The sequence below is a fragment of the Bacillus sp. FSL M8-0025 genome (assembly GCF_037975475.1).
Taxonomy (GTDB): Bacteria; Bacillota; Bacilli; order Bacillales; family Bacillaceae; genus Bacillus; species Bacillus subtilis.
In genome coordinates, this window is sequence record NZ_CP150258.1 from 3,700,435 (window position 1) to 3,722,831 (window position 22,397).

The 22,397-nt window shown below is 45.7% G+C and carries 21 protein-coding genes, 1 pseudogene and 3 other annotated features; of the genes and pseudogenes, 8 read left to right on the forward strand and 14 right to left on the reverse strand.

Features of this window, described 5'->3' with window-relative positions:
- Position 1: 1 nt before the first annotated feature.
- Both MKX38_RS19140 and albG read left to right on the forward strand, forming a co-directional pair.
- Positions 2 to 1,282, forward strand: coding sequence for a pitrilysin family protein (locus tag MKX38_RS19140; RefSeq protein WP_032722698.1), 1,281 nt, complete (start codon positions 2 to 4; stop codon positions 1,280 to 1,282).
- Positions 1,279 to 1,980 carry an antilisterial bacteriocin subtilosin biosynthesis protein AlbG gene (gene albG / locus MKX38_RS19145; protein ID WP_015250988.1) on the forward strand — a complete coding sequence of 234 codons (702 nt, stop codon included), beginning with the start codon at positions 1,279 to 1,281 and terminating at the stop codon, positions 1,978 to 1,980. Before MKX38_RS19140 ends, albG begins: the two co-directional genes overlap by 4 nt.
- A gap of 5 nt (positions 1,981 to 1,985) precedes the next feature.
- On the opposite strand, the gene MKX38_RS19150 is transcribed toward albG, so the two are convergent.
- Together MKX38_RS19150 and MKX38_RS19155 are read right to left on the reverse strand one after the other, a co-directional pair.
- Positions 1,986 to 3,362 (reverse strand): YncE family protein, encoded by a 1,377-nt coding sequence (locus MKX38_RS19150; protein ID WP_339188048.1) that lies wholly within the window; start codon positions 3,360 to 3,362, stop codon positions 1,986 to 1,988.
- A 38-nt stretch (positions 3,363 to 3,400) separates the two neighbouring features.
- Positions 3,401 to 4,756, reverse strand: a complete 1,356-nt coding sequence (locus tag MKX38_RS19155; RefSeq protein WP_339188051.1) for a YncE family protein — start codon at positions 4,754 to 4,756, stop codon at positions 3,401 to 3,403.
- 229 nt (positions 4,757 to 4,985) lie between these two features.
- Here MKX38_RS19155 and MKX38_RS19160 point away from each other — a divergent pair, with 229 nt between their 5' ends.
- The 3 genes and pseudogenes from MKX38_RS19160 (at position 4,986) to MKX38_RS19170 (ending at position 6,806) form a co-directional block, all read left to right on the forward strand.
- A complete protein-coding gene (locus MKX38_RS19160; protein ID WP_017696253.1) occupies positions 4,986 to 6,131 on the forward strand; it encodes a tetratricopeptide repeat protein in 1,146 nt (381 codons plus the stop codon).
- Positions 6,115 to 6,234, forward strand: a complete 120-nt coding sequence (locus tag MKX38_RS19165) for a PhrC/PhrF family phosphatase-inhibitory pheromone (RefSeq protein WP_014665774.1) — start codon at positions 6,115 to 6,117, stop codon at positions 6,232 to 6,234. The genes MKX38_RS19160 and MKX38_RS19165 overlap by 17 nt, the downstream gene beginning before the upstream one ends.
- 99 nt (positions 6,235 to 6,333) lie before the next feature.
- Positions 6,334 to 6,806, forward strand: a pseudogene (locus MKX38_RS19170) (YbaK/EbsC family protein).
- Between the two features lie 30 nt (positions 6,807 to 6,836).
- Here the strand turns inward: MKX38_RS19170 and speB are convergent.
- Positions 6,837 to 7,709 carry an agmatinase gene (speB, locus tag MKX38_RS19175; RefSeq protein ID WP_003227545.1) on the reverse strand — a complete coding sequence of 291 codons (873 nt, stop codon included), beginning with the start codon at positions 7,707 to 7,709 and terminating at the stop codon, positions 6,837 to 6,839.
- Between the two features lie 60 nt (positions 7,710 to 7,769).
- Entirely contained in the window at positions 7,770 to 8,600 is an 831-nt protein-coding gene (speE, locus tag MKX38_RS19180; RefSeq protein WP_003227543.1) for a spermidine synthase, read from the reverse strand.
- A 201-nt stretch (positions 8,601 to 8,801) separates the two neighbouring features.
- Between speE and MKX38_RS19185 the strand changes: the two genes are divergently transcribed.
- Positions 8,802 to 10,877, forward strand: a complete 2,076-nt coding sequence (locus MKX38_RS19185; RefSeq protein WP_033883392.1) for a transglycosylase domain-containing protein — start codon at positions 8,802 to 8,804, stop codon at positions 10,875 to 10,877.
- Between the two features lie 292 nt (positions 10,878 to 11,169).
- Here MKX38_RS19185 and MKX38_RS19190 read toward each other — a convergent pair whose 3' ends face one another.
- Together MKX38_RS19190 and MKX38_RS19195 are read right to left on the reverse strand one after the other, a co-directional pair.
- Positions 11,170 to 11,688 carry a YwhD family protein gene (locus MKX38_RS19190; RefSeq protein ID WP_339188055.1) on the reverse strand — a complete coding sequence of 173 codons (519 nt, stop codon included), beginning with the start codon at positions 11,686 to 11,688 and terminating at the stop codon, positions 11,170 to 11,172.
- A gap of 13 nt (positions 11,689 to 11,701) precedes the next feature.
- Positions 11,702 to 12,361, reverse strand: a complete 660-nt coding sequence (locus tag MKX38_RS19195; RefSeq protein ID WP_339188059.1) for a site-2 protease family protein — start codon at positions 12,359 to 12,361, stop codon at positions 11,702 to 11,704.
- 108 nt (positions 12,362 to 12,469) lie between these two features.
- Here MKX38_RS19195 and MKX38_RS19200 point away from each other — a divergent pair, with 108 nt between their 5' ends.
- Complete coding sequence (locus MKX38_RS19200; RefSeq protein ID WP_003222038.1) at positions 12,470 to 12,658, forward strand: 2-hydroxymuconate tautomerase; 189 nt, start codon at positions 12,470 to 12,472, stop codon at positions 12,656 to 12,658.
- Between the two features lie 42 nt (positions 12,659 to 12,700).
- Here the strand turns inward: MKX38_RS19200 and MKX38_RS19205 are convergent, their stop codons facing one another.
- From MKX38_RS19205 to MKX38_RS19235, 7 genes are all read right to left on the reverse strand, one after another.
- Positions 12,701 to 13,120: a MarR family transcriptional regulator gene (locus MKX38_RS19205; RefSeq protein ID WP_003242889.1), complete on the reverse strand. Its 420-nt coding sequence runs from the start codon at positions 13,118 to 13,120 to the stop codon at positions 12,701 to 12,703.
- A 119-nt stretch (positions 13,121 to 13,239) separates the two neighbouring features.
- Positions 13,240 to 15,156 (reverse strand): threonine--tRNA ligase, encoded by a 1,917-nt coding sequence (gene thrS / locus MKX38_RS19210; RefSeq protein ID WP_033883394.1) that lies wholly within the window; start codon positions 15,154 to 15,156, stop codon positions 13,240 to 13,242.
- 53 nt (positions 15,157 to 15,209) lie between these two features.
- Positions 15,210 to 15,431 (reverse strand) — a binding site (T-box leader).
- A 31-nt stretch (positions 15,432 to 15,462) separates the two neighbouring features.
- Positions 15,463 to 15,684 (reverse strand) — a binding site (T-box leader).
- Positions 15,685 to 15,717: 33 nt separating this feature from the next.
- Positions 15,718 to 15,946: a binding site (T-box leader), on the reverse strand.
- 54 nt (positions 15,947 to 16,000) lie between these two features.
- On the reverse strand, positions 16,001 to 17,401 hold the full coding sequence (locus MKX38_RS19215) for an MFS transporter (protein ID WP_339188061.1): 1,401 nt from the start codon (positions 17,399 to 17,401) through the stop codon (positions 16,001 to 16,003).
- A complete protein-coding gene (locus MKX38_RS19220; RefSeq protein ID WP_072175776.1) occupies positions 17,401 to 17,871 on the reverse strand; it encodes an Rrf2 family transcriptional regulator in 471 nt (156 codons plus the stop codon). Before MKX38_RS19220 ends, MKX38_RS19215 begins: the two co-directional genes overlap by 1 nt.
- Before the next feature lie 111 nt (positions 17,872 to 17,982).
- Positions 17,983 to 18,483: a YwgA family protein gene (locus tag MKX38_RS19225; RefSeq protein ID WP_003227524.1), complete on the reverse strand. Its 501-nt coding sequence runs from the start codon at positions 18,481 to 18,483 to the stop codon at positions 17,983 to 17,985.
- Positions 18,484 to 18,518: 35 nt separating this feature from the next.
- The gene (locus MKX38_RS19230; protein WP_015250978.1) at positions 18,519 to 19,820 is read right to left on the reverse strand and encodes an HD domain-containing protein; all 1,302 of its coding nucleotides are present in this window, start codon (positions 19,818 to 19,820) and stop codon (positions 18,519 to 18,521) included.
- A gap of 161 nt (positions 19,821 to 19,981) precedes the next feature.
- Complete coding sequence (locus MKX38_RS19235; RefSeq protein WP_003222050.1) at positions 19,982 to 20,206, reverse strand: DUF1450 domain-containing protein; 225 nt, start codon at positions 20,204 to 20,206, stop codon at positions 19,982 to 19,984.
- A 214-nt stretch (positions 20,207 to 20,420) separates the two neighbouring features.
- Here MKX38_RS19235 and rsfA point away from each other — a divergent pair, with 214 nt between their 5' ends.
- Positions 20,421 to 21,197, forward strand: a complete 777-nt coding sequence (gene rsfA / locus MKX38_RS19240) for a prespore-specific transcription regulator RsfA (RefSeq protein WP_003227516.1) — start codon at positions 20,421 to 20,423, stop codon at positions 21,195 to 21,197.
- Between the two features lie 143 nt (positions 21,198 to 21,340).
- On the opposite strand, the gene MKX38_RS19245 is transcribed toward rsfA, so the two are convergent.
- Complete coding sequence (locus MKX38_RS19245) at positions 21,341 to 22,231, reverse strand: carboxylate/amino acid/amine transporter (RefSeq protein WP_015250976.1); 891 nt, start codon at positions 22,229 to 22,231, stop codon at positions 21,341 to 21,343.
- Between the last annotated feature and the right edge of the window lie 166 nt (positions 22,232 to 22,397).

Here is a 22,397-nt window from a genome sequence, read left to right on the forward strand (position 1 = left end):
GATGGAAAAGAAAGCCTTTTTTCAACAACTGGATGAACGAACCGATATCAGATACACAGACAGCGGACTAAAAATATTCAGATTGAAATTCCCCCGCGCCCACCTGCGGCTGTGCAATGTAAAAATCGATTTTGGAAGCCGGGATGTATGTATACGGGCAGAATCCGGTGATACACTGCTTCCGTATGGCACAGCGCATTTTTTAGAGCATCTTCTCTTCTGGCATAACGGCCGCAATCTGTACAGTGATTTTTTTGCGCATGGCGCGCTTTTAAACGCATTCACTACCTACACCGATACCAATTTCATGTTTACCTCATTACCGGATCGGCTCAGACAAACGATCCCCATCCTGCTTGATGCTTTATGGAACCACTCATTTGACAAGAAGATTGTCGCTCAGGAAAAAGCTGTGATTACAAGCGAAATTCAAACAGCACACCTTAACCATCAGCTCTCATATCATTATCAGCTGATCAGCATGCTTTCTCCCTCCTCACCAGCTGCCGTTTTCCCCGCAGGCAGAATCGAAGATATTGAGGCGCTGGACATCAGTGATTTACAAAAAGCCTATAAGGCTGCCTACCAAGCCCATCGGATGACGCTATTTTTGATTGGGGGCTCAGAAAATACAGAAACGCTTTTGCCTCCTCACCTCCAGCTGGAAAAACGTCCGGATTATCATGCTGAAAGAAAAATCATCCCGGCATGCCCTCCAGCCCTCTCACAAAAAATGGTGCTGGGTGATGAGGAGCGGATGGAAGATACATGGACCGGATTACAGATCGGCGCACTTCCCGGGCAAAACGATCTGTTGGCGATAAAGCTTTATTGGGATATCGCGGCTCGTATTCTATTTCAATTAGATTCACCGTTTTTTCAAGAGATTCAGCAAACGTACCGCCTAGAAATCGATCGTTTGTCAGCCGAGACTTATATCTATGAGGATGGCGGTTTCTTGATCCTTCACAGTCAAGGGACCCATTCTTCAGCTTATATCGATGTGGCTTCATACTATGTCACACAGAAGAAAGAACAGGTTGCCGCCTGGCTTCAATACGGCAAGGACTCTTTGACAGACGCGATCATTTATGACAGCGATTATGTGCGTAAATGCTTCGAGTGGGCAGCCGAGTGTGACAGGTGCGATTGCTCGTTTCTTGACATGTACCACATCATTCAAGATATGGATGCGCAGGTTTTCTTGTCTCTCATTGATGCAATGGCATCTTCTAACAAAGCGATCATTCACATTTCTCAGAAAGAGGCGATCAGACAATGAAAAAAAACACTGTCTTTACCCTTTTATTGCTGCTTATAGGTATGGCGGCTTATTCCTTCGGCTGGGTTCAGGCCGTTGCCGAAGCCGCCGCCCAATATGTACAGATGATCAACAATGATGCTGTGCGGCTCGGGCTGCTGGCTTGTACCGCTGCCCTCCTGATGCTGCCTGCTTTTCTCTATCTTCATTATGTCACCCAATCCGTGAAAAACATGACAGCAGCTTTTCAGAAACTCACACAGTCTCATCAAAGCTGCTGTGACTTTCAGCAACACAACTTGTGCAGCCGATATGCAGAAGACGTCAAATCGCTGCGTGACAGCTATAAAAACGTCCGCCAAACATACGTGATGGCTGCCGTGTTGTGCCAAGTCATCATATTCGGCTGCATGTTCGAAATCGTTAAAGCCGTCCCTTTCCGCCTTCACACGCCCCCTGCCCTTTCAATGGGACTTGCGATGCTACTGATTCTGTATTTATTGTTTTGCATGCGAACTTATTTGCGGCAGCTTTTCCGGCACGGCAGCCTGTTCAGAAAAGTGTTTGCGGGAGCGCTGGCAGCAGCCGGGATTTGGTGGATGCTCAGTTTCTCTATAAGTGAACTGCTGTTTCTGATTATCCTGGCTACCATTCAGCAAATCGGATCATTTATTTATAAACGATTCTCTTATCGCAGCACCGCTTCTCTTGATCTATAAAATAGCTACATCGCAATCGCAGACGGACCCGCGCCAACCGGAATCACCGTCACGGCTGTATAATCACTTGTGCGGTACACGGTCACAGCATTGTCGTTGGGCTGTGCCGCATAAATATACTGTTTGTCCGGCGTTACGGCGAGGTCAAAAGCGCCGGGGAGAGACACGTTTGCAATGATCCTCTGTCTGGCCGTATTAACTACATATAAGTTATTAATAAGAAACGGTTCACTATATGGCTCTAGAAAATAAGCTCTAGTGCTATCGAGAGAAAATACAATCGTCCTCAGCGTTTCAAATAAACGGCTGAAGTCCCCTCCCCTGCTTAATGGAGACAAACTAATCTCCGTTACACCTTTCGGCCACAGCTCACCATTCAACACGTATGCAAAATTTCCAGCGTAAGGAGTTGCAATTAAACTGGGAAATTCAAATGAATCTATGATACTTTCTACCAACTGCCCAGTATTTATATCATATTTATCAACCGACCAACTGCTTCCATTAGCGGTATAGACATACTGTCCATTCGGATCAAGAGCAAAGTCTAAAGCGCCGGGTATCGGAATGACATCAATGACCGATTGAGAGGCCGTGTTAATCACATATATAGATCCGGCGGCCATCACGTATGCGAACTCATCTGTTGGATCAAATTCGATCTTTCTCGGCCCTCCTCCAACAGTAATGGTATTTATGATGGTTAATGTTTTATTATCAATCACTGAGACAAGGTTGGTATTTCCATGGAGGACATACGTGAATGCTTTATCGAAAGTAACGCCTAGATTAGTTGGCACGTCAGAAAAAGGGATTGTTTTTACAACAGTGTTTAAATCTGCATCAATAACCGAAACCGTGCTGTCTCCAGTATTGGCAGTAAACACATACGATTGAGGGTCTGGTGATGGCGGTAAAACAAGTGTCCCGGTCACCGTAAGCGGACTGCCGTAGAAAGGCGGTACAATGAGCAGATCTTCCACTGTTATTTGACTGAAATCAGGACAGCGGCCAGACTGTGCTGCATAATAAACAACTTGATCAATCTCTTCGGTATGAATCACAGAAACAGCCCCGTCTCCTTGTCCATATTGATTTCGTACAGGCGACACACTGAGAAGAAGCGTAATGGTCCCTTGTACTCTCACAGCATATCGAACACCGATATCTTCTGGTTCCGGCCCAGTCTGGATTAAGCAAGGCTCACTGATACAGGACACATTGTCTGTACTCCATGTAACAGCCGCTGACGCTTCGGCCGAATCAACCTTGAAGCCCTCAGGGATATCTATCGGCACTTGAAACGGCGCTTCTCGGCTAATTTCCTCATCACAAAAACAGAAACAATTTTCCTGTAAAGCAGAAAGATCATTCTTTTTCATGATTTCACGTCCTTTTAGAAATGCACAACATGCAGCGGTTAAATCGTAATGGCACCCGGTGAAACCCCAAGAGATATCACAGTTTCCTCAGAATAATCATCTGTGTTGTAAACAATGATGCTCTGCTCTATAAAACGAGTTGCATACAGAAAATCGCCATTCGGGGTAAACGCATAGTCTGTTGCTGATTGCGGAAGATTTCCAATTACACCTGCTCCATTCGGACTGACAGAATATAAATTGCCAGTGAAGCTGTCATGTAAATACACCTCTGATCCACTCGTAAACATTACATATAGCCCGTCAGGCTCCAGCTCTTGGGTATCCCTGATCGTAAACGTATTTAAATCAATAACCGTCAAATAATTGAATAAGAATTCTTGTTCTAATACATACGCATACCGCTCCGTAGAATCTGTTTCTATGGATGATACGATAAGCTCTCGTTCAATCGTTCCTAAGACTTCACCGGTAGATAAGTCCACTTTTTGCACTAACCCAAAATTAAGAACATAGGCGAACAACCCATTGGGGTCAATTGCAATATCAAAACCTTCTACAGGAATAGACCTCTCAACAGTCAACGTATCAATTCCAATCACATAAACCGCAGTACCGGTGAAAACATAAGCAAACTCATGATTAGGGATAAATCTAATCAATCGAGGCGGCTGATCCAGCAATATAGTTGCTGTCACTGTTAATGTGTCATAATCGATGACAGAAATCACATTATTGTTGGGATGTAAGACAAACACAGCGCTTTTATCTGGCGTAATTTCAATACCTGCCGGATTGTACGGAAGAGCAATCGTTGTCACAACAGTATGGGTGTTTGTATCAATCACAGAAACTGATTGATCATTTGGATTCGCTGTAAACGCGTAGACGGGTTCCGGCTCCGGTACAAGCACAATCGTCCCCGTCACCGATAAAGGACTGCCGTAAAACGGCGGAACAACAACAAGGTTCTCAATCGTGATGTCACTGATATCCGGGCAATCATCCGGTTCATCGGAATAATAGACGACTTGATCGATTTCTTCATTGTGAATGATGGAAACAGCCCCGTCCCCTTGTCCATATTGATTTCGCACAGGTGAGACACTGACGAGTAGCGTAACGGTTCCCTGCAGGCGCACTGCAAATTGAACACCGACCTCATCAGGCTCTGGCCCCGTTTGAATTAAGCAACGGTCACTGACACAAGAAAGGCTGTCTGCATTCCACGTCACGTTTGCAACAGCTTCAGCCGGATCAACGACAAACCCTTCAGGTAATTCAATCGGTGCTTGAAACATGGCTTCTCGGCTTGCTTCTCCCTCACAAAAACATAAGCACTCTTCTTGTTCTGCTCCTGCTTTTTCTTTAAAGGAAAGCTTATTTTTTCTCATACCTTCACTTCCTTTTCAGAAATACACTGCTCACGCAGATACAACAGAATATGGAAGGTGAATGTGTTTGCTTGTACAAATTGCCGAGGGTAAAAGTGGTTTTTAAAAAGTATTTCCTCCAACATGCGGTGTAACGAAAGAAAAAATTGCGGTTTTTTTGCGCTTCTCACAAGAATGTTGATGATAAAATATGACATATATAGAATTATGAAGGGAGGGATTTGCAAAAGTGACAGGTGTCATATCTTCTTCTTCCATCGGAGAAAAGATTAACGAATGGTATATGTACATACGCCGATTTAGCATACCCGATGCAGAATATTTGCGACGAGAAATCAAGCAAGAGCTGGATCAAATGGAAGAAGATCAAGACCTTCATTTGTACTATTCACTGATGGAGTTTCGGCACAACCTGATGCTTGAGTACCTTGAACCGTTAGAAAAAATGAGGATTGAGGAACAGCCGAGACTGTCTGATCTGCTGCTTGAGATTGATAAAAAACAGGCTCGTTTAACTGGTCTGCTTGAGTACTATTTTAATTTCTTCAGAGGCATGTATGAGCTGGATCGCCGTGAATATGTATTAGCCATTCAATTCTTTAAAAAAGCTGAGAGCAAGCTGGTTTTTGTCAAAGATAAAATCGATAAAGCTGAATTCTTTTTCAAAATGTCAGAAGTCTATTATTATATGAAACAAACTTATGTCTCCATGGACTATGCACGTCAAGCATTCGAAATATACAGTGAACAGACTACATATGATATCAGAATGATTCAATGCCAGTCCTTATTCGGAGCCAACTTTTTGGATTTAAAACAATACGAAAAAGCAATTGCCCATTTTCAAAAAGCCTTTACACTTGCAAAAACAGAGCAGCAGCCCCAATTAATGGGAAGAACACTTTATAACATAGCACTCTGCAAGCAAAACCAAAACAGTTTTGAATCAGCGATAGAGTATGTAAAAAAATCTATTCAAGTATTTGAAGGATCTAAAATGCTTCCTTCATTGCCACAAGCTTTTTTCCTAATTACACAAATTTATTTTAAATTAGGTAAGATTGATAACGCCTGTGAATATCATAAAAAAGGAAAAGAGTATTCTGCAGCTGCGGGAGATACCGTGTATCTAACGGAGTTTGAATTTTTGGAATCTTTATACTTGTCTGGACCGGATGAGGAACGGATAGAAAAATGTTTTGTTTTTCTTGAAAGTAAAATGATGTATGCAGATATTGAGGACTTCGCACTTGATGTTGCTAAATATTATCATCAACAGGAAAATTACAAAAAAGCATCTCATTACTTTTTAAAGGTTGAAGAAGCAAGACAGCACATTCAAGGGGGGGTGAATTTATATGAAATGGAAGTATAAATTATTACTCGCTTGTTTAGCTGTGAGTGCTGTATTTATCACAGTCGAAGTATCAAATTCATCAACAGAACATTTTGATGTTGCGCAACGCGCCATGATCTAAACCGCCGTCCATCGGCGGTTTTTTCGTCCCCTCTTTACCAAAGTCTCCCAATCCATGCTATGATCTTTTCAATAATCTTGAAGAGAGTGGAAATGCAGCATGTCTCTGGAAAGTGTGAAAACCCACTTTACACAGTGGAATGGAGAAAATGATGTGACGGAGTTCGAAACGTCGAGTGCGACCGTTGAACAGGCAGCTGAGACAATCGGCGTAAGCCTGTCTAGAATCGCCAAGTCCCTGTCCTTCAGAGGGGAAGGAGATCAGGTGATTCTGATTGTGGCAGCGGCGATGCCAAGATCGACAACAAAAAGTCCAGGCAAACATTTGGCTTTAAAGCAAGAATGCTCTCTCCTAATGAGGTGCTGGAGCAGACAGGCCATGAAATTGGAGGAGTTTGCCCATTTGGATTGGCTCATGATCCTGAGGTTTATCTTGATGTATCGCTGAAACGGTTTCAGACTGTTTTCCCCGCATGCGGCAGCAGAAACTCCGCTATTGAATTAACACCGAAAGAATTATCCGAATTTTCTTTCTCAAAAGTGTGGATTGATGTTTGTAAAGACTGGGAATAAAAAACATCCAGACATCGTCTGGATGTTTACTTATTTCACAAACCCAAGCAGCATTTCACGGATGATTTTGCTGGCTGTGTTTGCCGTTTGCTCTGAGTGGTCATACACCGGTGCGACTTCCACTAAATCAGCGCCCTTTACGTTTACCTCTGAACGCGCAATTTCATGGACCGATGCAAGCAGTTCTTTAGACGTGATGCCGCCGGCGTCAACCGTTCCTGTACCCGGTGCGTGTGCAGGGTCTAATACGTCAATGTCAATTGTGACATAAACCGGACGGCCCGCCAGCTTCGGAAGCACCTCTTTCAGCGGTTCAAGCACTTCAAATTTTGAGATGTGCATGCCGTTTTCCTTCGCCCATTCAAACTCTTCTTTCATGCCGGAACGGATTCCGAATGAATACACATTGTGCGGTCCGATCAATTCTGCCGCCTTACGGATCGGCGTGGAGTGAGAAAGCGGTTCTCCCTCATAATCAACACGAAGATCTGTATGTGCGTCAAAATGGATGATCGCAAGGTCTGGGTATTTCTTGTACATCGCTTTAATGACAGGCCATGACACGAGGTGCTCCCCGCCCATACCCATTGGGAACTTCCCTTTTTCTAAAATGCTGTCCACGTACTCCTCAATCATATCCAGGCTTCGCTGCGGATTTCCGAACGGCAGCGGAATGTCGCCGGCGTCAAAGAAGTTCAAGTCAGCCAGATCGCGGTCTAAATATGGGCTGTATTCCTCAAGGCCGATTGATACCTCACGGATTCTGCTTGGGCCAAAGCGTGAGCCCGGGCGATAGCTGACTGTCCAGTCCATTGGCATGCCGTAAAGAATGGCGTCCGCCTCTTCCCACTCGGGACGGCTCGCGATAAATACTTTTCCTGAATAAGCTTCATCAAATCTCATCTATAATACCCTCGCTTTCCTGTAAAAAAGCGCAAGATTCGCTCCTGCGCCATACCTTCATTATTTAATCAGGTCACTCACAAATTTCGGCAGAACAAACGCCGCTTTATGAATATCTTTTGTGTAATATTTCGTCTCAATATCGAAGAAACGGCTGTCTTCCACTGCAAGCGGATCATATTTTTTCGAGCCAATTGTAAATGTCCACAAACCGCTTGGGTATGTCGGAATATTCGCCGTATACAGCTTCGTAATCGGGAAGATTTCCTTCACGTCGCGCTGTACATTTGTGATTAATTCCGGTGTAAACCATGGGTTGTCCGTCTGCGCAACGAAAATACCGTCTTCTTTCAGCGCTTTTGCGATTCCTGCGTAGAATCCTTTTGTAAACAGGTTTACAGCCGGTCCGACTGGTTCAGTTGAATCTACCATGATGACGTCGTATTGATTTTCAGATTTTGCAATGTGCATAAATCCGTCATCTACCTGCACGTCAACGCGCGGATCATCCAGTTTGCCTGCGATAGAAGGAAGGAACTTTTTAGAGTATTCGATAACCTTGCCGTCAATATCTACAAGTGTCGCTTTTTTCACGCTTGGGTGCTTCAGGATTTCTCTGATAACGCCGCCGTCACCGCCGCCGACTACGAGAACGTGCTCCGGATTTGGGTGCGTAAATAATGGCACATGCGCCACCATTTCGTGATAAACGAATTCGTCTTTTTCAGATGTCATCACCATGCCGTCCAAAAACAGCATGTTGCCGAACTCTTCTGTTTCCACCATTTCTAAATGCTGAAACTCCGTTTGTTCTGTATGTAACGTCTTGTTAACCTTCATCGTAATGCCAAAGTTTTTCGTCTGCTTCTCTGTGTACCAAAGTTCGCTCAATTGTCATCTCCCTTTCGAGGCTGTATTCATTTATTGTAAGCGTCTAATCAGCTTTTATTCTCGGTTGAAATCTCATTTTCACCTAAGGAAAAAGTATAGAGGATGGCGGGGAAAAAGTAAAGATGCGTCCTGTTCTGCGATGTTTAAAAACGATCTTTTTTTCTCATAATAGTAGAAACATAAAAAAAGGGGGAACCCGTTGTGGATGCAATGACAAATAAACGGCTGAGACTGACGCTGAAAACCGTTCGCGCCTTTATCTTTTTAGGGGCTTTTGCGGCCTTGGCGGCAGCTGCCGTGTTTATGACTGTCATTTTGATAGCCAAATACCAGGGCGCTCCCTCGGTGCAAGTGCCGCAATCCACGATTTTGTATGCGAGTGACGGCTCAAAGCTCGGGGAAACGAACTACGGCGAAAAGCGCTATTGGGTCCCCTTAAAGGACATGAATCCGACGATCGTAAAAGCGACAGTGGCAATTGAAGACCAGAATTTCTACGATCATCACGGCTTTGATTATAAACGCATGGCCGGCGCGGCGCTTGCTGACCTGAAAGCATTTGCCAAGGTTCAGGGTGCAAGCACCATCACCCAGCAATATGCCAGAAATTTATACCTTGAACACGACAAAACGTGGAAACGGAAATGGAATGAGGCGTTCTACACGATCCGTCTGGAACAAAACTATTCTAAGGACGAGATATTAGAAGGCTATTTAAATACGATTTACTACGGCCACGGCGCCTACGGCATTGAAGCAGCTTCCCGCCTGTATTTCGGCAAGCATGCCAAAAACCTGACGGATGCGGAGGCGGCGCTTTTGGCAGGTATCCCGAAAGGCCCTTCCGGCTATTCACCGTATGTCAATGAGACGAAGGCCAAGGAACGCCAGAAAACGATTGTGCGGATGATGGAAAAGCAGCAGATGATCAGCCAAAAGAAAGCGGATGAATTGATCAAGGAACCTCTTTCCTATCAGCCTTTGAATAAGCAAGTTTCCAAGAGAAAGGCTCCTTATTTCTACGACAATGCGATGAGAGAGCTGGAGAAAAAGCTCGGCATGACACGGGAGCAAATTGAAACGAGCGGGTTAAACGTCTATACAACGGTAGATAAACGGATGCAGCGCATCGCCGAGGAGACCATTACCGAAACGGTTAACGCGGGCTCTGACATTCAAGTCGGGTTTTCAGCCATTGATCCCCGCACCGGAAACGTTCTCGCCCTTGTCGGCGGCAGGGATTATCAAAAAAGCCCGTTTGACCGGACGACACAGGCGAAGCGCCAGCCTGCTTCGACGATCAAGCCGTTGCTGTACTATAAAGCGATTCAGAGCGGATTTACGCCAGTCACTTTGATGAAAAGCGAAGAAACCGAGTTTCAAATTGATGCAAAGGGAGAAACCTATTCTCCAAGCAACTATAACGGATACTATGCCAACAAGCCGATTACGCTTCTGCAGGCGCTGGCGCTTTCCGACAATATTTACGCTGTGAAAACGCATCTTTTTCTCGGCACGAACAAACTTGTAAAGACGGCAAAGGAATTCGGCATTACCGCCCATCTTCAAGCACTGCCGTCCCTGGCACTCGGCACCGAACCCGTACGTCCGATTGAGATGGTCAATGCCTATGCCATGCTCGCAAATGGCGGAAAGAAAATCGAACCGACTTTTATTTCAAGAGTAACGGACGCAGCCGGCCACGTGCTGTACGAAAACCCGAATCAGCATAAACAAGTGCTTGATGAAAAAGCCGCTTTTGTCACAGCGAGTATGATGACAGGCATGTTTGATACCGATTTAAATGGATATACGTCGGTAACGGGGCGAACGATAGCCAACCGCCTGACAAGAACGTATGCCGGAAAATCAGGAACCACCAGCGCAGACAGCTGGATGATCGGCTTCAATCCGAAGCTGGCCGCAGGTGTTTGGACCGGCTATGACAAAAACAGCACCATCGACTCGGTCGAAGAAAAAAGCTATGCTAAAACCATTTGGGCGGACTTCATGGAGGACGCGCTCAAAGGCGAACCAGAAACCGCGTTCAAGCCGCCAAAAGGCGTAACCGGTGTGTACATTGATCCGGAAACAGGCTACTCATCAGGTCCCGGCTGTGCCGCTAAGCATTACACATATTTTGTGAAAGGCACAGAACCAGCAAACATGTGCTACGGGGCAGAACCCGCAAAACAAACAAAAGACCGGCTTCCATCCAAAGAAAAGCCCGCTTCCGAGAAAAAGTGGTGGGACAAATGGCTGGGGCGACATCATTGAAAATAACCCGGCTCCTCGGAGGCCGGGTTATTCGTATGGTTCCTTCATAATCGATGGAAGAATGTTAAACAATCGAGCTGAACAATCAGTTTTGGGATAAAGTGGTGAAATTCTCATTTCTTCGACGCCAGCTTTCATCTCCCAGTCGCCGACTCATATCCCCCTAAAAATGAAAAACCCCGAGTCTTGTTTCGGCTCGGGATTTTCCATGTCCTATTTCTGTATCACCAGTTTACTCAATGTTTACAAAAAATATCTCAAATACTTTAAAAGTTCACAGAAAATTCACAAATTAATCATCTTCCGGAAGCAGGCTTGTTTTTAATTCATCTGATGAACGGTCCCATAGGCCCTGATCATGCTTTTTCAGAAATTCGCCTAGTACACGCTTCGAGCTGTCGTCCATTTTATCAACGATGATTTTCCGTTTCATGGATTTATCCATCAAATTCACATGCTCAGGCAGCGACTTGTAGCCTCTTCTGATGCTTTTGTCGACCGTCATTTCACAGGCTGTCACACCAGCGTAATAAGGCCCCTCTTCTTTTCTGTCAATCGTTACCCACACAAGCCAGTATGGTTTTCCGTTCGGCACTTCTTCTTTATTCGGGAGAAATTTAATTCCTTTTTCAACGGTGCTGCGGGCATGCATAGCGCCGATGTCTACGAACGCTTCTTTTTCCTCTACATCAACGAATACGGGAGAAATGTTATCAAGGCTGAGTGCCCCTACGCCAAAACCGCCGTGTCCGTCTGTCGGATCACTTTTGATAATATTAAACCCGATTGATTTTTTCTTTTTTTCTTCCATGAAGTTCTACCTCCTACAAAAGCGGTTGAAATATCGCTGAAAACAGCTTTAAAATCGAATCTCTTCCTGCATTGAGCATCGGCCACAGCACGTAAGATCCTAGCGGTGTCACAAACAGCACCAAAAACACGATAAAGCCGTAGCTCTCCGCCTGCGTCATTTTGGCACGCACGCCCGGCGGAACGAGATCTTCTATAATTCGATAGCCATCGAGCGGAGGAAGCGGCAGCAGATTAAATAAAAACAAGACAAGATTCAGATGTATCCAAATAGAAAAAAACTGATCCAGCCCCGTGCTGAACGCCGCAAGCATTTCCATTCCGTACGCATGCATCAACACTAACAAAAAGAAACCAATAAACGCAAGAATCAGGTTACTGACGGGCCCGGCTATAGATACGAGCACACCAGCAAGCCGGGGTTTCTTAAAGAAACGGCGATTCACGGGAATGGGGCGCGCCCACCCGAATCCGGCCACCAGAATCAAAATGGTTCCGAACGGATCAAGGTGTTTAATGGGATTCAGCGTCAGTCTTCCTTGTTTTTTCGCCGTATCGTCACCGAATTTGTATGCGACATAAGCGTGGGCAAGCTCGTGCATCGTAAACGACACAATTAGCGTGATGACGAGGTATGGCATTAAAGATAACGGATAATATAAAAAACGGTCCAAGTGAGATATCCCTCTTTCTCAAAATGCAAGAATTTACTTTATTCAGTATACTATAAGAAGCCTCTTTTTCTAAAGAGAGGAAACGAGATAAAGGAGGATTCAGCACCCATGCCATACGTAACTGTCAAAATGCTCGAAGGCCGTACAGACGAGCAAAAACGCAATCTTGTCGAGAAAGTAACAGAAGCCGTAAAGGAAACAACCGGTGCTTCTGAAGAAAAAATTGTTGTCTTTATAGAAGAAATGAGAAAAGACCATTATGCCGTCGCAGGCAAACGCCTGAGCGATATGGAATAATCTCTATAAAGCCGGCGCTTCGCGCACCGGCTTTTATTATCCCTATTGAGCCAGCTTCGCAATAATCGCCAAGAACGTCTTTTTCTCTTCGGCTGTTAAACGTTCAAACATGCCATCAATCAGCTGCTGGCGGTTTTCGATCATTTGTTCAGCCGCTCCCCGGCCCGATTCAGAAAGAGTAATCCATACAGTGCGGCGGTCATTGTTATTTCTGGATCTCTCAATAAACCCTTCCTGCTCTAAATGATTCAGAGCTGTGGTCGTGGCAGAGGGAGACAGTGTGACCTCCTTCAAAATATCCTTTATGGTGCAGCTCCCATGTCTGTATATGATCCGCAGAATAAATCCTCTTACATTATTCACGTGTTTCGGAACGGTGGCTTCATCTAATTGCTTCGTGCTTTTCAAATATTTTGTAAGTGCGTGATCCAGCAAATTTGCTTCCAGTTTGTCATGGTCCATGTAAATTTCCCCATTTCGAGATGCATTCATAACATACGAACGATATGATTTACTTATTATTTTACTGATTCCGAATAGGGAAAGTCAAAAAAGCAAAATGTGAATTCACAGCTTTTATCCTACATGCCTCGATTTTCCACCTGTTTGACAAGTTTATCTTTAAAAGTTTGGAAAGGAACGTGTTCACTCTGCTGATGTCCGAATCGGCGGACGTTTACCGCATTCTCCTGCTCCTCATGATCTCCAAGCACCAGCACGTACGGGATTTTCTGCACCTGCGATTCTCTGATTTTATAGCCCAGCTTCTCATTGCGCTCATCAATGCCGGCTCTTATCCCCGCCTGCTTCAGCTCCGCCTGTACCTTTCTGCAATAGTCTAAGTGAACGTGAGAAACCGGTATGATTTGAACCTGGAGCGGTGCGAGCCAGACTGGAAAAGCCCCGCCGTAATGCTCGATCAAAATGCCGAAGAAACGGTCGATTGAGCCGAAAACCGCTCTGTGGATGACAACGGGACGAACCTTTTCATTGTGTTCGTTGATATATGTTAAATCAAATTTTTCCGGCATTTGAAAATCAAGCTGAATAGTCGCGCATTGGTGGCTCCGTTTCAGGGCATCTTTTATGTGGAAATCAATTTTCGGCCCGTAAAACGCCCCATCGCCTTCATTGATCTCATAAGAGAGGCCAAGCTCCTCAAGGACGCGTGCTAAGGCACGTTCCGACGCTTCCCAAAGGCTGTCATTGCCTAATGAATCCTCCGGGCGAGTCGAAAGCTCAACTGAATACTCGAAACCAAATGTCCGATATACCTCATCAATCAGCCGAATCGCTTCTTTGATCTCACTCTCAATCTGATCCTCCCGAACGAAAATATGGGCGTCATCCTGACAGAACGTCCGAACTCGAAGCATTCCGTTTAAAGCGCCGCTGTATTCATGGCGGTGCACCTGTCCGAATTCCGCCATGCGAATCGGCAGATCCCGATAAGAATACAGGCTGTTTTTAAAGATGAGCATGTGGCCGGGGCAATTCATCGGCTTCATTGCGAATCTTGTATCATCCACTTCTGAAAAGTACATATTGTCGCGATAATGGTCCCAATGGCCTGACTGCTCCCATAACCGCTGATTCATCATAAACGGCGTACGCACCTCATCGTAGCCGGCATTTGTTTGCAGCTCACGCGAGAAGCGCTCCAGCTCATTGCGGACAATCTGCCCTTTCGGCAAATAAAACGGCATCCCCGGCGCTTCTTCAGAAAACATAAACAGCCCTAACTGTTTGCCGAGCTTGCGATGGTCTCGTTTTGCCGCTTCTTCCAGCATATGCAGGTGCGCATCCAAATCTTTTTTCTTTTGAAACGCAACCCCGTACACCCGCTGCAGGACTTCATTTTTGCTGTCTCCGCGCCAATAAGCGCCTGATACTCTTGTCAGTTTGAACGCCTTGATCATCCCTGTAGAAGGAAGATGCGGCCCGCGGCACAGGTCAACGAATTCCCCTTGCTGGTACAGTGTGATATCCTCCCCGCGCGGAATATTCTTTAAAATCTCAAGCTTAAGCCGCTCGCCTTTTTGTGCAAACAGCTCTTCAGCCTCTTCGTAAGAAACCTCTATACGTTTGATTTCAAGGTTCTCATTTATTATGTGTTCCATTTCTTTTTCGATGGCCTCTAAGTCTCCTGATGCCAAGCTTTTCCCCAGCTTCATGTCATAGTAGAAGCCGTCTAGAATCACAGGCCCTACCCCCAATGACACTTCGCCGTACAGCCGTTTTACTGCTTGGGCCAGCACGTGCGCTGTTGTGTGGCGAAGCACCTGCAAGCCTTCTTGTGAATCGAGTGTGACAATCGAAAGCTCAGCATCCTCCTCCAGCTTGAAACTGAGATCAACAAGCTTGCCGTTGACCTGACCTGCGGCCGCCTTCTTTTGCAGACTGGAACTGATAGAACCAGCCGCTTCTTTGATTGTGATGCCTTTCGGATATTCCTGGATCTGTCCGTCCGGAAGCTGAATGTCTACATGTTTACTCATTTTAAAACACTCCTTATTCATTGTTGTATATAAAAAAACACACCCGTCCCGCAGATAGGGACGAGTGTGTGATTAACCCGTGGTTCCACCCAAGTTCCCGACAAATACTATGTTGTCGGCTCGGTGCTATAACGCAGCATAGACGGCATTGGTTACTTCAGTTCCCCAATGCTGCTCCAAGGCGGTAAATGATATTCCTAAGCTGGGAAGCTCTCACCTTTCCTTCCCTCTCTGAAAACCGTAACTATCATTCATGTCCTTTTCATCGCATGTATTCAATTCATAAAAAAACACACCCGTCCCACAGATAGGGACGAGTGTGTGATTAACCCGTGGTTCCACCCAAGTTCCCGACAAATACTATGTTGTCGGCTCGGTGCTGTAACGCAGCATAGACGGCATTGGATACTTCAGTTCCCCAATGCTGCTCCAAGGCGGTAAATGATATTCCTAAGCTGGGAAGCTCTCACCTTTCCTTCCCTCTCTGAAAACCGTAACTATCATTCGTGTCCTTTTCAACGCATTTATGTAGTTCATATAAAAAAACACACCCATCCCTCTAAAAGGGACGAATGTGTTGATCATCCGTGGTTCCACCCAAATTCCCGATCAATTACACATGGTGATCGGCTTAAAGATGCTGTAACGCAGCATGACGGTATCAGATACTTGTTTTCCCCGATACGGCTCAAAGGCGGTAAGCTGCTTTCCCTGCGTTAGGAAGATCTCAGCTGTCCTTCCCTCTCTGGAAACCGTAAAAAGCATCTCGTGTCCTTATCAGTGCCTGTTGTTTCAATAATTTTTTATATCTTACTATATATTCCCACAAAGTGCAATCAGTGATTTACATTTTTTCTGACGCGGCAGTCCCGTTATGGGCAGCCAGAAACAGCCATACAAGCAATGCAGCGAGGCTGTATGACGCTCCCATCATCAAAAACGTAAACCCGGCACCAGCATACCAAGTGGCGGACAGATGAATGATCACCCCGGTTATCGCTACGCCGACCAAGGCTCCGATTTGCCGGTTTGCATTTAACGCCGCACCGGCGATATTCGCATGTCTTTGCCCGGCAGCCTGCATGATCACAGTTGTCATGGCAGGAACTGTAATACCGGTACAGAGGTTCATAACAGACATCAACACCGCCAGCTGCCAATAAGGAAAATCCGGAGAAATCAGCACAAACAACAGCAATGCAATGATACAGCTGACCGCCATTGATACAAACATAAGCTGACCGGCTTCAAACCGATTCGCCAGACGGGCAAACAGCAGATTGCCGATCACGAAGACCGCCATCATCGGCAGCAGCTTCACTCCAGCCATAAAGGAACTTGCCCCTCCTGCTTCCTGCAAAAAAAGGCTGAGCATAAACATGCCGCCAAAAAGGGCGAAATTCAGCAAAAACCCGATAAATTGGGCAGCTGAGAAGCGGCCGTTTTTGTATAAGGACGCCGGCAGGATGGGTGCTTTTGCAGAAATTTCCCGCAGCAAAAACAGCACAAATGCCAAAATCGCTGCAGTAAATGCTACAAGAATCACTGGCGAGCGCCAGCCCGCTGAAGGCCCCTGTATCAAAGCATAGGAAAGAAACCCGAGAGCCATCATGCCAAGCAGATGCCCGGTGATGTTCACGCGGCCGGATTTTCCCGGTACGCGGCTGAGGATTCGGTAAGCTGAAATGAGCGCAGCAACCCCTATTGGCACATTGATCAGAAAAATACTCTGCCAGCCCGCCAACTCTACCAGCACGCCCCCGATAAAGGGCCCAAGGCCTGAAGCGGCGGAAACAAGCGCGGCCCACAGCCCAAACATTCTCGCCCGCACCCGCTCATCAGGATAAGAGGCAGCCAAAAGGCTGAGTGAGCTTGGCATAAACAAAGCTGCGCCAATTCCCTGTATAAGGCGTCCGGCAATCAGCATCTGCCCATTTATAGATGCAGCGCATAAACAAGAGGCCAGAACAAAAACGGCTAGACCCAAGATATAGATCGTCTTCGAGCCGAAACGGTCAGCCAAGGCTCCGCCCGCCAGCAGAAGCGACGCAAAAGTAAGAATGTACCCGTCCACAACCCACGTTACACCTGAAAGTGACATTGAAAGAGTGTTTTTCATATCAGCCATCGCCACATTCACAACGGTCACATCAAGAGTTGCCATGAGGAAACCAAGTGCGAGCACGATCAGCACGGATATGCCTGTTGATGATGTTGATTCTTGTATAGACCCGCTATTTTTCATTACAATTGCCCTTTCACTTGCTTGATTACCCAATCATCTATTTTTTCAAGATCATACAATTCCCCGACCCTGTCCATGACATGCTGCAAGGATTCTTCTTTCATGAGATTGGACCATTTATCCTCGATTTCCCCCATGACTGTCTCCAGCACACAGTGACTTTCACCCTCAAATACAGATTGCAGCAGGCCTTTCCCCTGATACATCGAACCTCTGCCTTCGACCGCTTGATAAACATCATAAAGCGTAATGTCCGCCAAAGGCTTCGTCAGGGTAAAACCGCCCTTCGTCCCTGGTAAGGATTCTGCCAAACCGGCTTGAACTAATGTTCTCATCAGCTTCTTCAAGTAAGACGGAGACACGCGCAATCGCTGGCTTATAGCCTCTGACGTCAAAGAAGCCTGTACAGGCAGCCGTGACAGTAACAGCAGCACAGAAACCGCCTGCTCCATTCCTGATTTCATTTTCATCCTATTCACTCCTGATTCATTATGGATAACTATTATCCATAATGAATCTCTTAGCAGCTTTTGTCAATAAAAAAAGCAAAAGAAACGATTCATTTCTTTTGCTTGGTATGGTTAACAAATCTGCTTCAGTTCCTCTATGTATTGAAGCGCTTCGTCATATTCTTCATTTGTATATTTTTGCTTGCTTTTGATGGTAAAGACTTTTTCTTTCTTTTCCTCATCCTCAAGCCCATCAAAGTAAAGGATCGTGGAAACCAGCTCTAAAAACCGTGATGAACGGCTGTTTACACTGTCGATATAGCCTTTCATATCCGGCATGTCCAGATCAGCATGGTCTAAAAATGCGGAGCCTGTCTCAGTCAGCGAATACCGGTATTGAAAGTAGCCGCCCTTTTTTTCCTTCACCTCATGCAGAAATCCAAGGTTGCACAGCTCTTCAATCTGGAGCGTCAGTTCCTCTGAATATGGTCCGTAAAAGTGAAAATCATATTTCTCATAGAAAGGAAACTGCATTTTCTTGGCGATATAAATCATTTTCTGCAGCTTCTTTCGCCCGATGATTTCTCCAGAATCCGAGAACACCTTCATCAGTTTTGCATGTTCTTTCAACAAATTCCCGACATCTCCTTTTTCCTTCTTTCCAATTTCTATGTCAGTCCCAGCAGCTGCCGGATTTTCATTTTCGCTTCCGGATGTTTAGAGCCGTCACAAATCAAGTCCTTTGGATAGTACAGCTTGTGGTCCGTCCGCCGTTTACCTGAGATGGATTCCACAATAGCCGACTGCCTGGACAGCTCTTTAATTTGGCCGTTTTGCGTCAAGAGATGGATCGGCAGACGCTCCTCTTCCTCTCCTGGTCGGTAAAAATCGTATGGCAGATCTGATGAAGAATCAACGACCAAATAATAGCTCGGATCGATCCCCGCCTCTTTGAACAATGAAGTCAGCTCAAAATAAGCCGACATTTCTTCATTCGGATTGAATTCAACGTATTGGAAAAGCTGGCGGTTAATGAATCTGCGGCACAAGTCGGATAAAATCGCGTCTTCTTCATCCTCCCAGGCCTGGAAGTAATACAAAATAATAGATTCATCCAGCTTTACATAATCCTCCAGTGTCAATTTCCCTTCAAAAATAGAATAGAAATGAACCGGAGCGTGAGTGAAGACATAGCCTTCATCGTGCAGCTGCTTCGCCCTGTGAAGAATCTTCGTTAAAATGACCTCTGCACTTCTGGTCACAGGATGGAAGTAGACCTGCCAGTACATTTGGTAACGGCTCATGATATAGTCTTCGACAGCGTGCATTCCGCTTTCTTTAATGACGATCTGATCCTCGCGCGGCCGCATCACCCGAAGAATCCGCTCCATATCAAAATGGCCGTAGCTGACGCCCGTATAATATGCGTCGCGCTGGAGGTAATCCATGCGGTCTGCGTCAATCTGACTCGAAATCAGGCTGACCACTTGCTTGTTTTTATATGTTTTGGCAATGACTTCAGCAACATCCTGAGGGAAACCCGGGCTCACCTTTCTGAGCACCTGATTAACCTCCGTGTCTCCCAAAATGATACCTCTTGTAAAATCCTCGTGGTCAAGGTGAAAGACCTTTTCAAATGAATGCGAGAACGGCCCGTGCCCGAGGTCATGAAGCAGCGCCGCGGCCAAACAGAGTTCGCGCTCACTGTCATCCCATTCAGGGCGGCCTTTAAAGACGTCATCAACCATTCTTCTGACAATTTCATAGACACCGAGAGAATGGTTGAACCGGCTGTGCTCAGCCCCATGGAACGTCAAATAGGTCGTGCCGAGCTGCTTAATTCTGCGGAGACGCTGAAATTCACGGGTTCCGATTAAATCCCATATCAGCTTGTCCCGAACATGAACATAGCGGTGCACCGGATCTTTAAACACTTTTTCTTCTGATAATTTTCCATTTGGATACGCCATCGTCATTCCCTCTTTTTTTTAGCCGTGTTTCTATTATATCGACTCTATTCTTTGAAAACATCCTTGAATTTGCCCGGCGATTTGTTCCATCTTCATGAAAAACACATCTTGTGAAGCAAAAAAGCCTGACCTAAGGGCCGAGGCTAAGAAAAAATATGTTTTTACTTTTTTATTTTCTTTTTTACTTTGTCAATCAGCTCATCCTCTGTCGGAGCTGACAGCGGGCGATTGTTCACAAAAGCAAATGATTTTTTCCGTCCGGGCCCGCAATAAGATTGGCATCCTACCTCAACCTTTGCGTCCGGGTCCACTTCTTTCAAACGCGGCAGCAATGTTTTGATATTAGTGGCTTGGCAATCATCACACACTCGAAATTCATTAGCCATGACGTACGCTTCCCTTCATTTCTATGTTCATCTATGTGAATAACCTAAAATCACGTTTCAAAAAAAATCACATCACTCTTCATTTTACAAGGATTCGACTGTTCCTGCAAGCCGCTCCATCCTTCGTATCTCCTATTCTTTCAGCCAATTTGTATAAATATTTTCCAACCTGGACATTCTAATACCATGAAAAGAAAAATGGGAGTTGAGATAAATGACAAAACAGCGACAAGACGCTTGGTCAGAGGAAAACGATCTGCTTTTAGCCGAAACAGTGCTTCGGCATGTGAGGGAGGGCAGCACTCAGCTGAACGCCTTTGAAGAAGTCGGCGATAAATTAAACCGGACATCCGCAGCCTGCGGATTCAGATGGAACGCAGTGGTCCGCCATCAATATGAAAAAGCGCTTCAGCTTGCGAAGAAACAACGAAAACAGCGGATGAGAGCGCTCGGAAACGGGCAGCCCGCGAAAAAAAGATTATTATATCAGCCTCCTGCCGTTGATCCTGAAATCATTCAAGAAACCGCTGCAGAAGAGCCGGTTAAAACGGAAACACCATCTGTCGAAAATGAGCAACCTTTAATGTCTGGCGAACACATGCCTTTTGTTGATGAAAGCTTTAAGGAAGAGTTAGCTAGTCTATCACACTTATTGTCTCCTCAAACGCCTGCAGCTGCGCCTGAGATGACGATGAATGATGTGATCCGCTTCCTGCAGAATTACGAAGGCAATAACGAGCAATCATCAGCATTAAAAATGGAAAATGAGCGTTTAAAGAAAGAAAATCAGGAATTGCAAAACAAAACAGAGCAGCTAGAGGCAGAAGTTCAAAAGCTTGAAAAAGACCAAAAAACGATCCAAGAAGATTATGAAACCTTGGTGAAAATTATGAACAGAGCCAGAAAGCTAGTTTTATTTGAAGAAGATGAACATGCCTCTCCGTCCTTCAAAATGGACCGGAACGGCAATTTAGAAAAATTAGCGGAATGACATAGAAAAATCCCAAAACGGGCAGCTGTTTTGGGATTTTCGCCATGTGCAAAATCCCCTTTTCTATTGAGAAAAGAGAATTTCCTCATTTTGCAGCCGGATCAGCTATTCTTGTAAAATGAGGCCAAGCTTATGTGAATCTATTAAGACATGTGAGCTGCCTCGGCCGTTTTTTGTTTCCGAGGCGCAGCAGAAATGACCAAAAGCCCCAGCATCATAAGCGCAATGCCCAGCCACGAGGAAGGCGAAAGCATTTCCCCTATGAAAAACACACCAAGCAATGAAGCCGTCAGCGGTTCAGCTAAAGACAGCGTGACCGCCGCCGAGGCCGGAACCCCGGTAAGCCCTTTCGCAAACAAAAAGTATGCGGCACATGTTGCAATTAACCCGATGTAAAGGCTTGTTCCCAGTCCTCTAGGGGTCCATATCCACGAGATATCTGACTGCCATAATAGCGGCGTCAGCAAGATGGCGCTGATCATAAATACAACGGCGGAGGTCGCTCGCGGAGGCTGGGTTTTCATCATCGCTTTACTGATGAGCGTATAGCCTGCAAAAGAAGCACCCGCTCCAAGCGCCATAAGAACACCAGCCACATCAATCCGAACATTGGAACTGTCGGAAAACAGAAGCCAGCAACCCGCTAAAGCCAGCACAGTCGCAATCCACCAGGAGTTTCGCGGGCGTTTCTTCAATACAGCCCATTCGAGGGTCCCGGCAATGATAGGCGCACTGCCGATGGCAATCACAGTTCCCACTGCAATTCCCGTTTCTTTAACCGCTGTGAAAAACAGCGGCTGGTAACACGCCATACAAACAGCGGCTAAAAATACGAGCGGCCATGACCAATTTTTCACGTGAAGCTCCCGGCTGACCCAAACCGCAAGCAGCATGGCGCTTCCTCCTATTAATAACCTGAACGCTCCAAATGCCAGCGGTGTGGCGCTTTCTGGAGCCAATGCCTGAACGGTTCCCGTGGTCCCCCAGAAAAAAGCCGCAATCAATACAAAAAGGCTGTAAATATTCCCTTTCATCTGCCTCTCTCCTTTAATATGGATGCTGATGTCATTTTATCGTTTTTCTTTTTGTCGTGGTTATCTGTATGTAAGAAGGATTTATCTGAAAATAAGATTATTGGGGTAAAATGCCGCTTGTGATAAAAAATGCATGCCGGCATATACAGCCGGCATGCGAAGAACG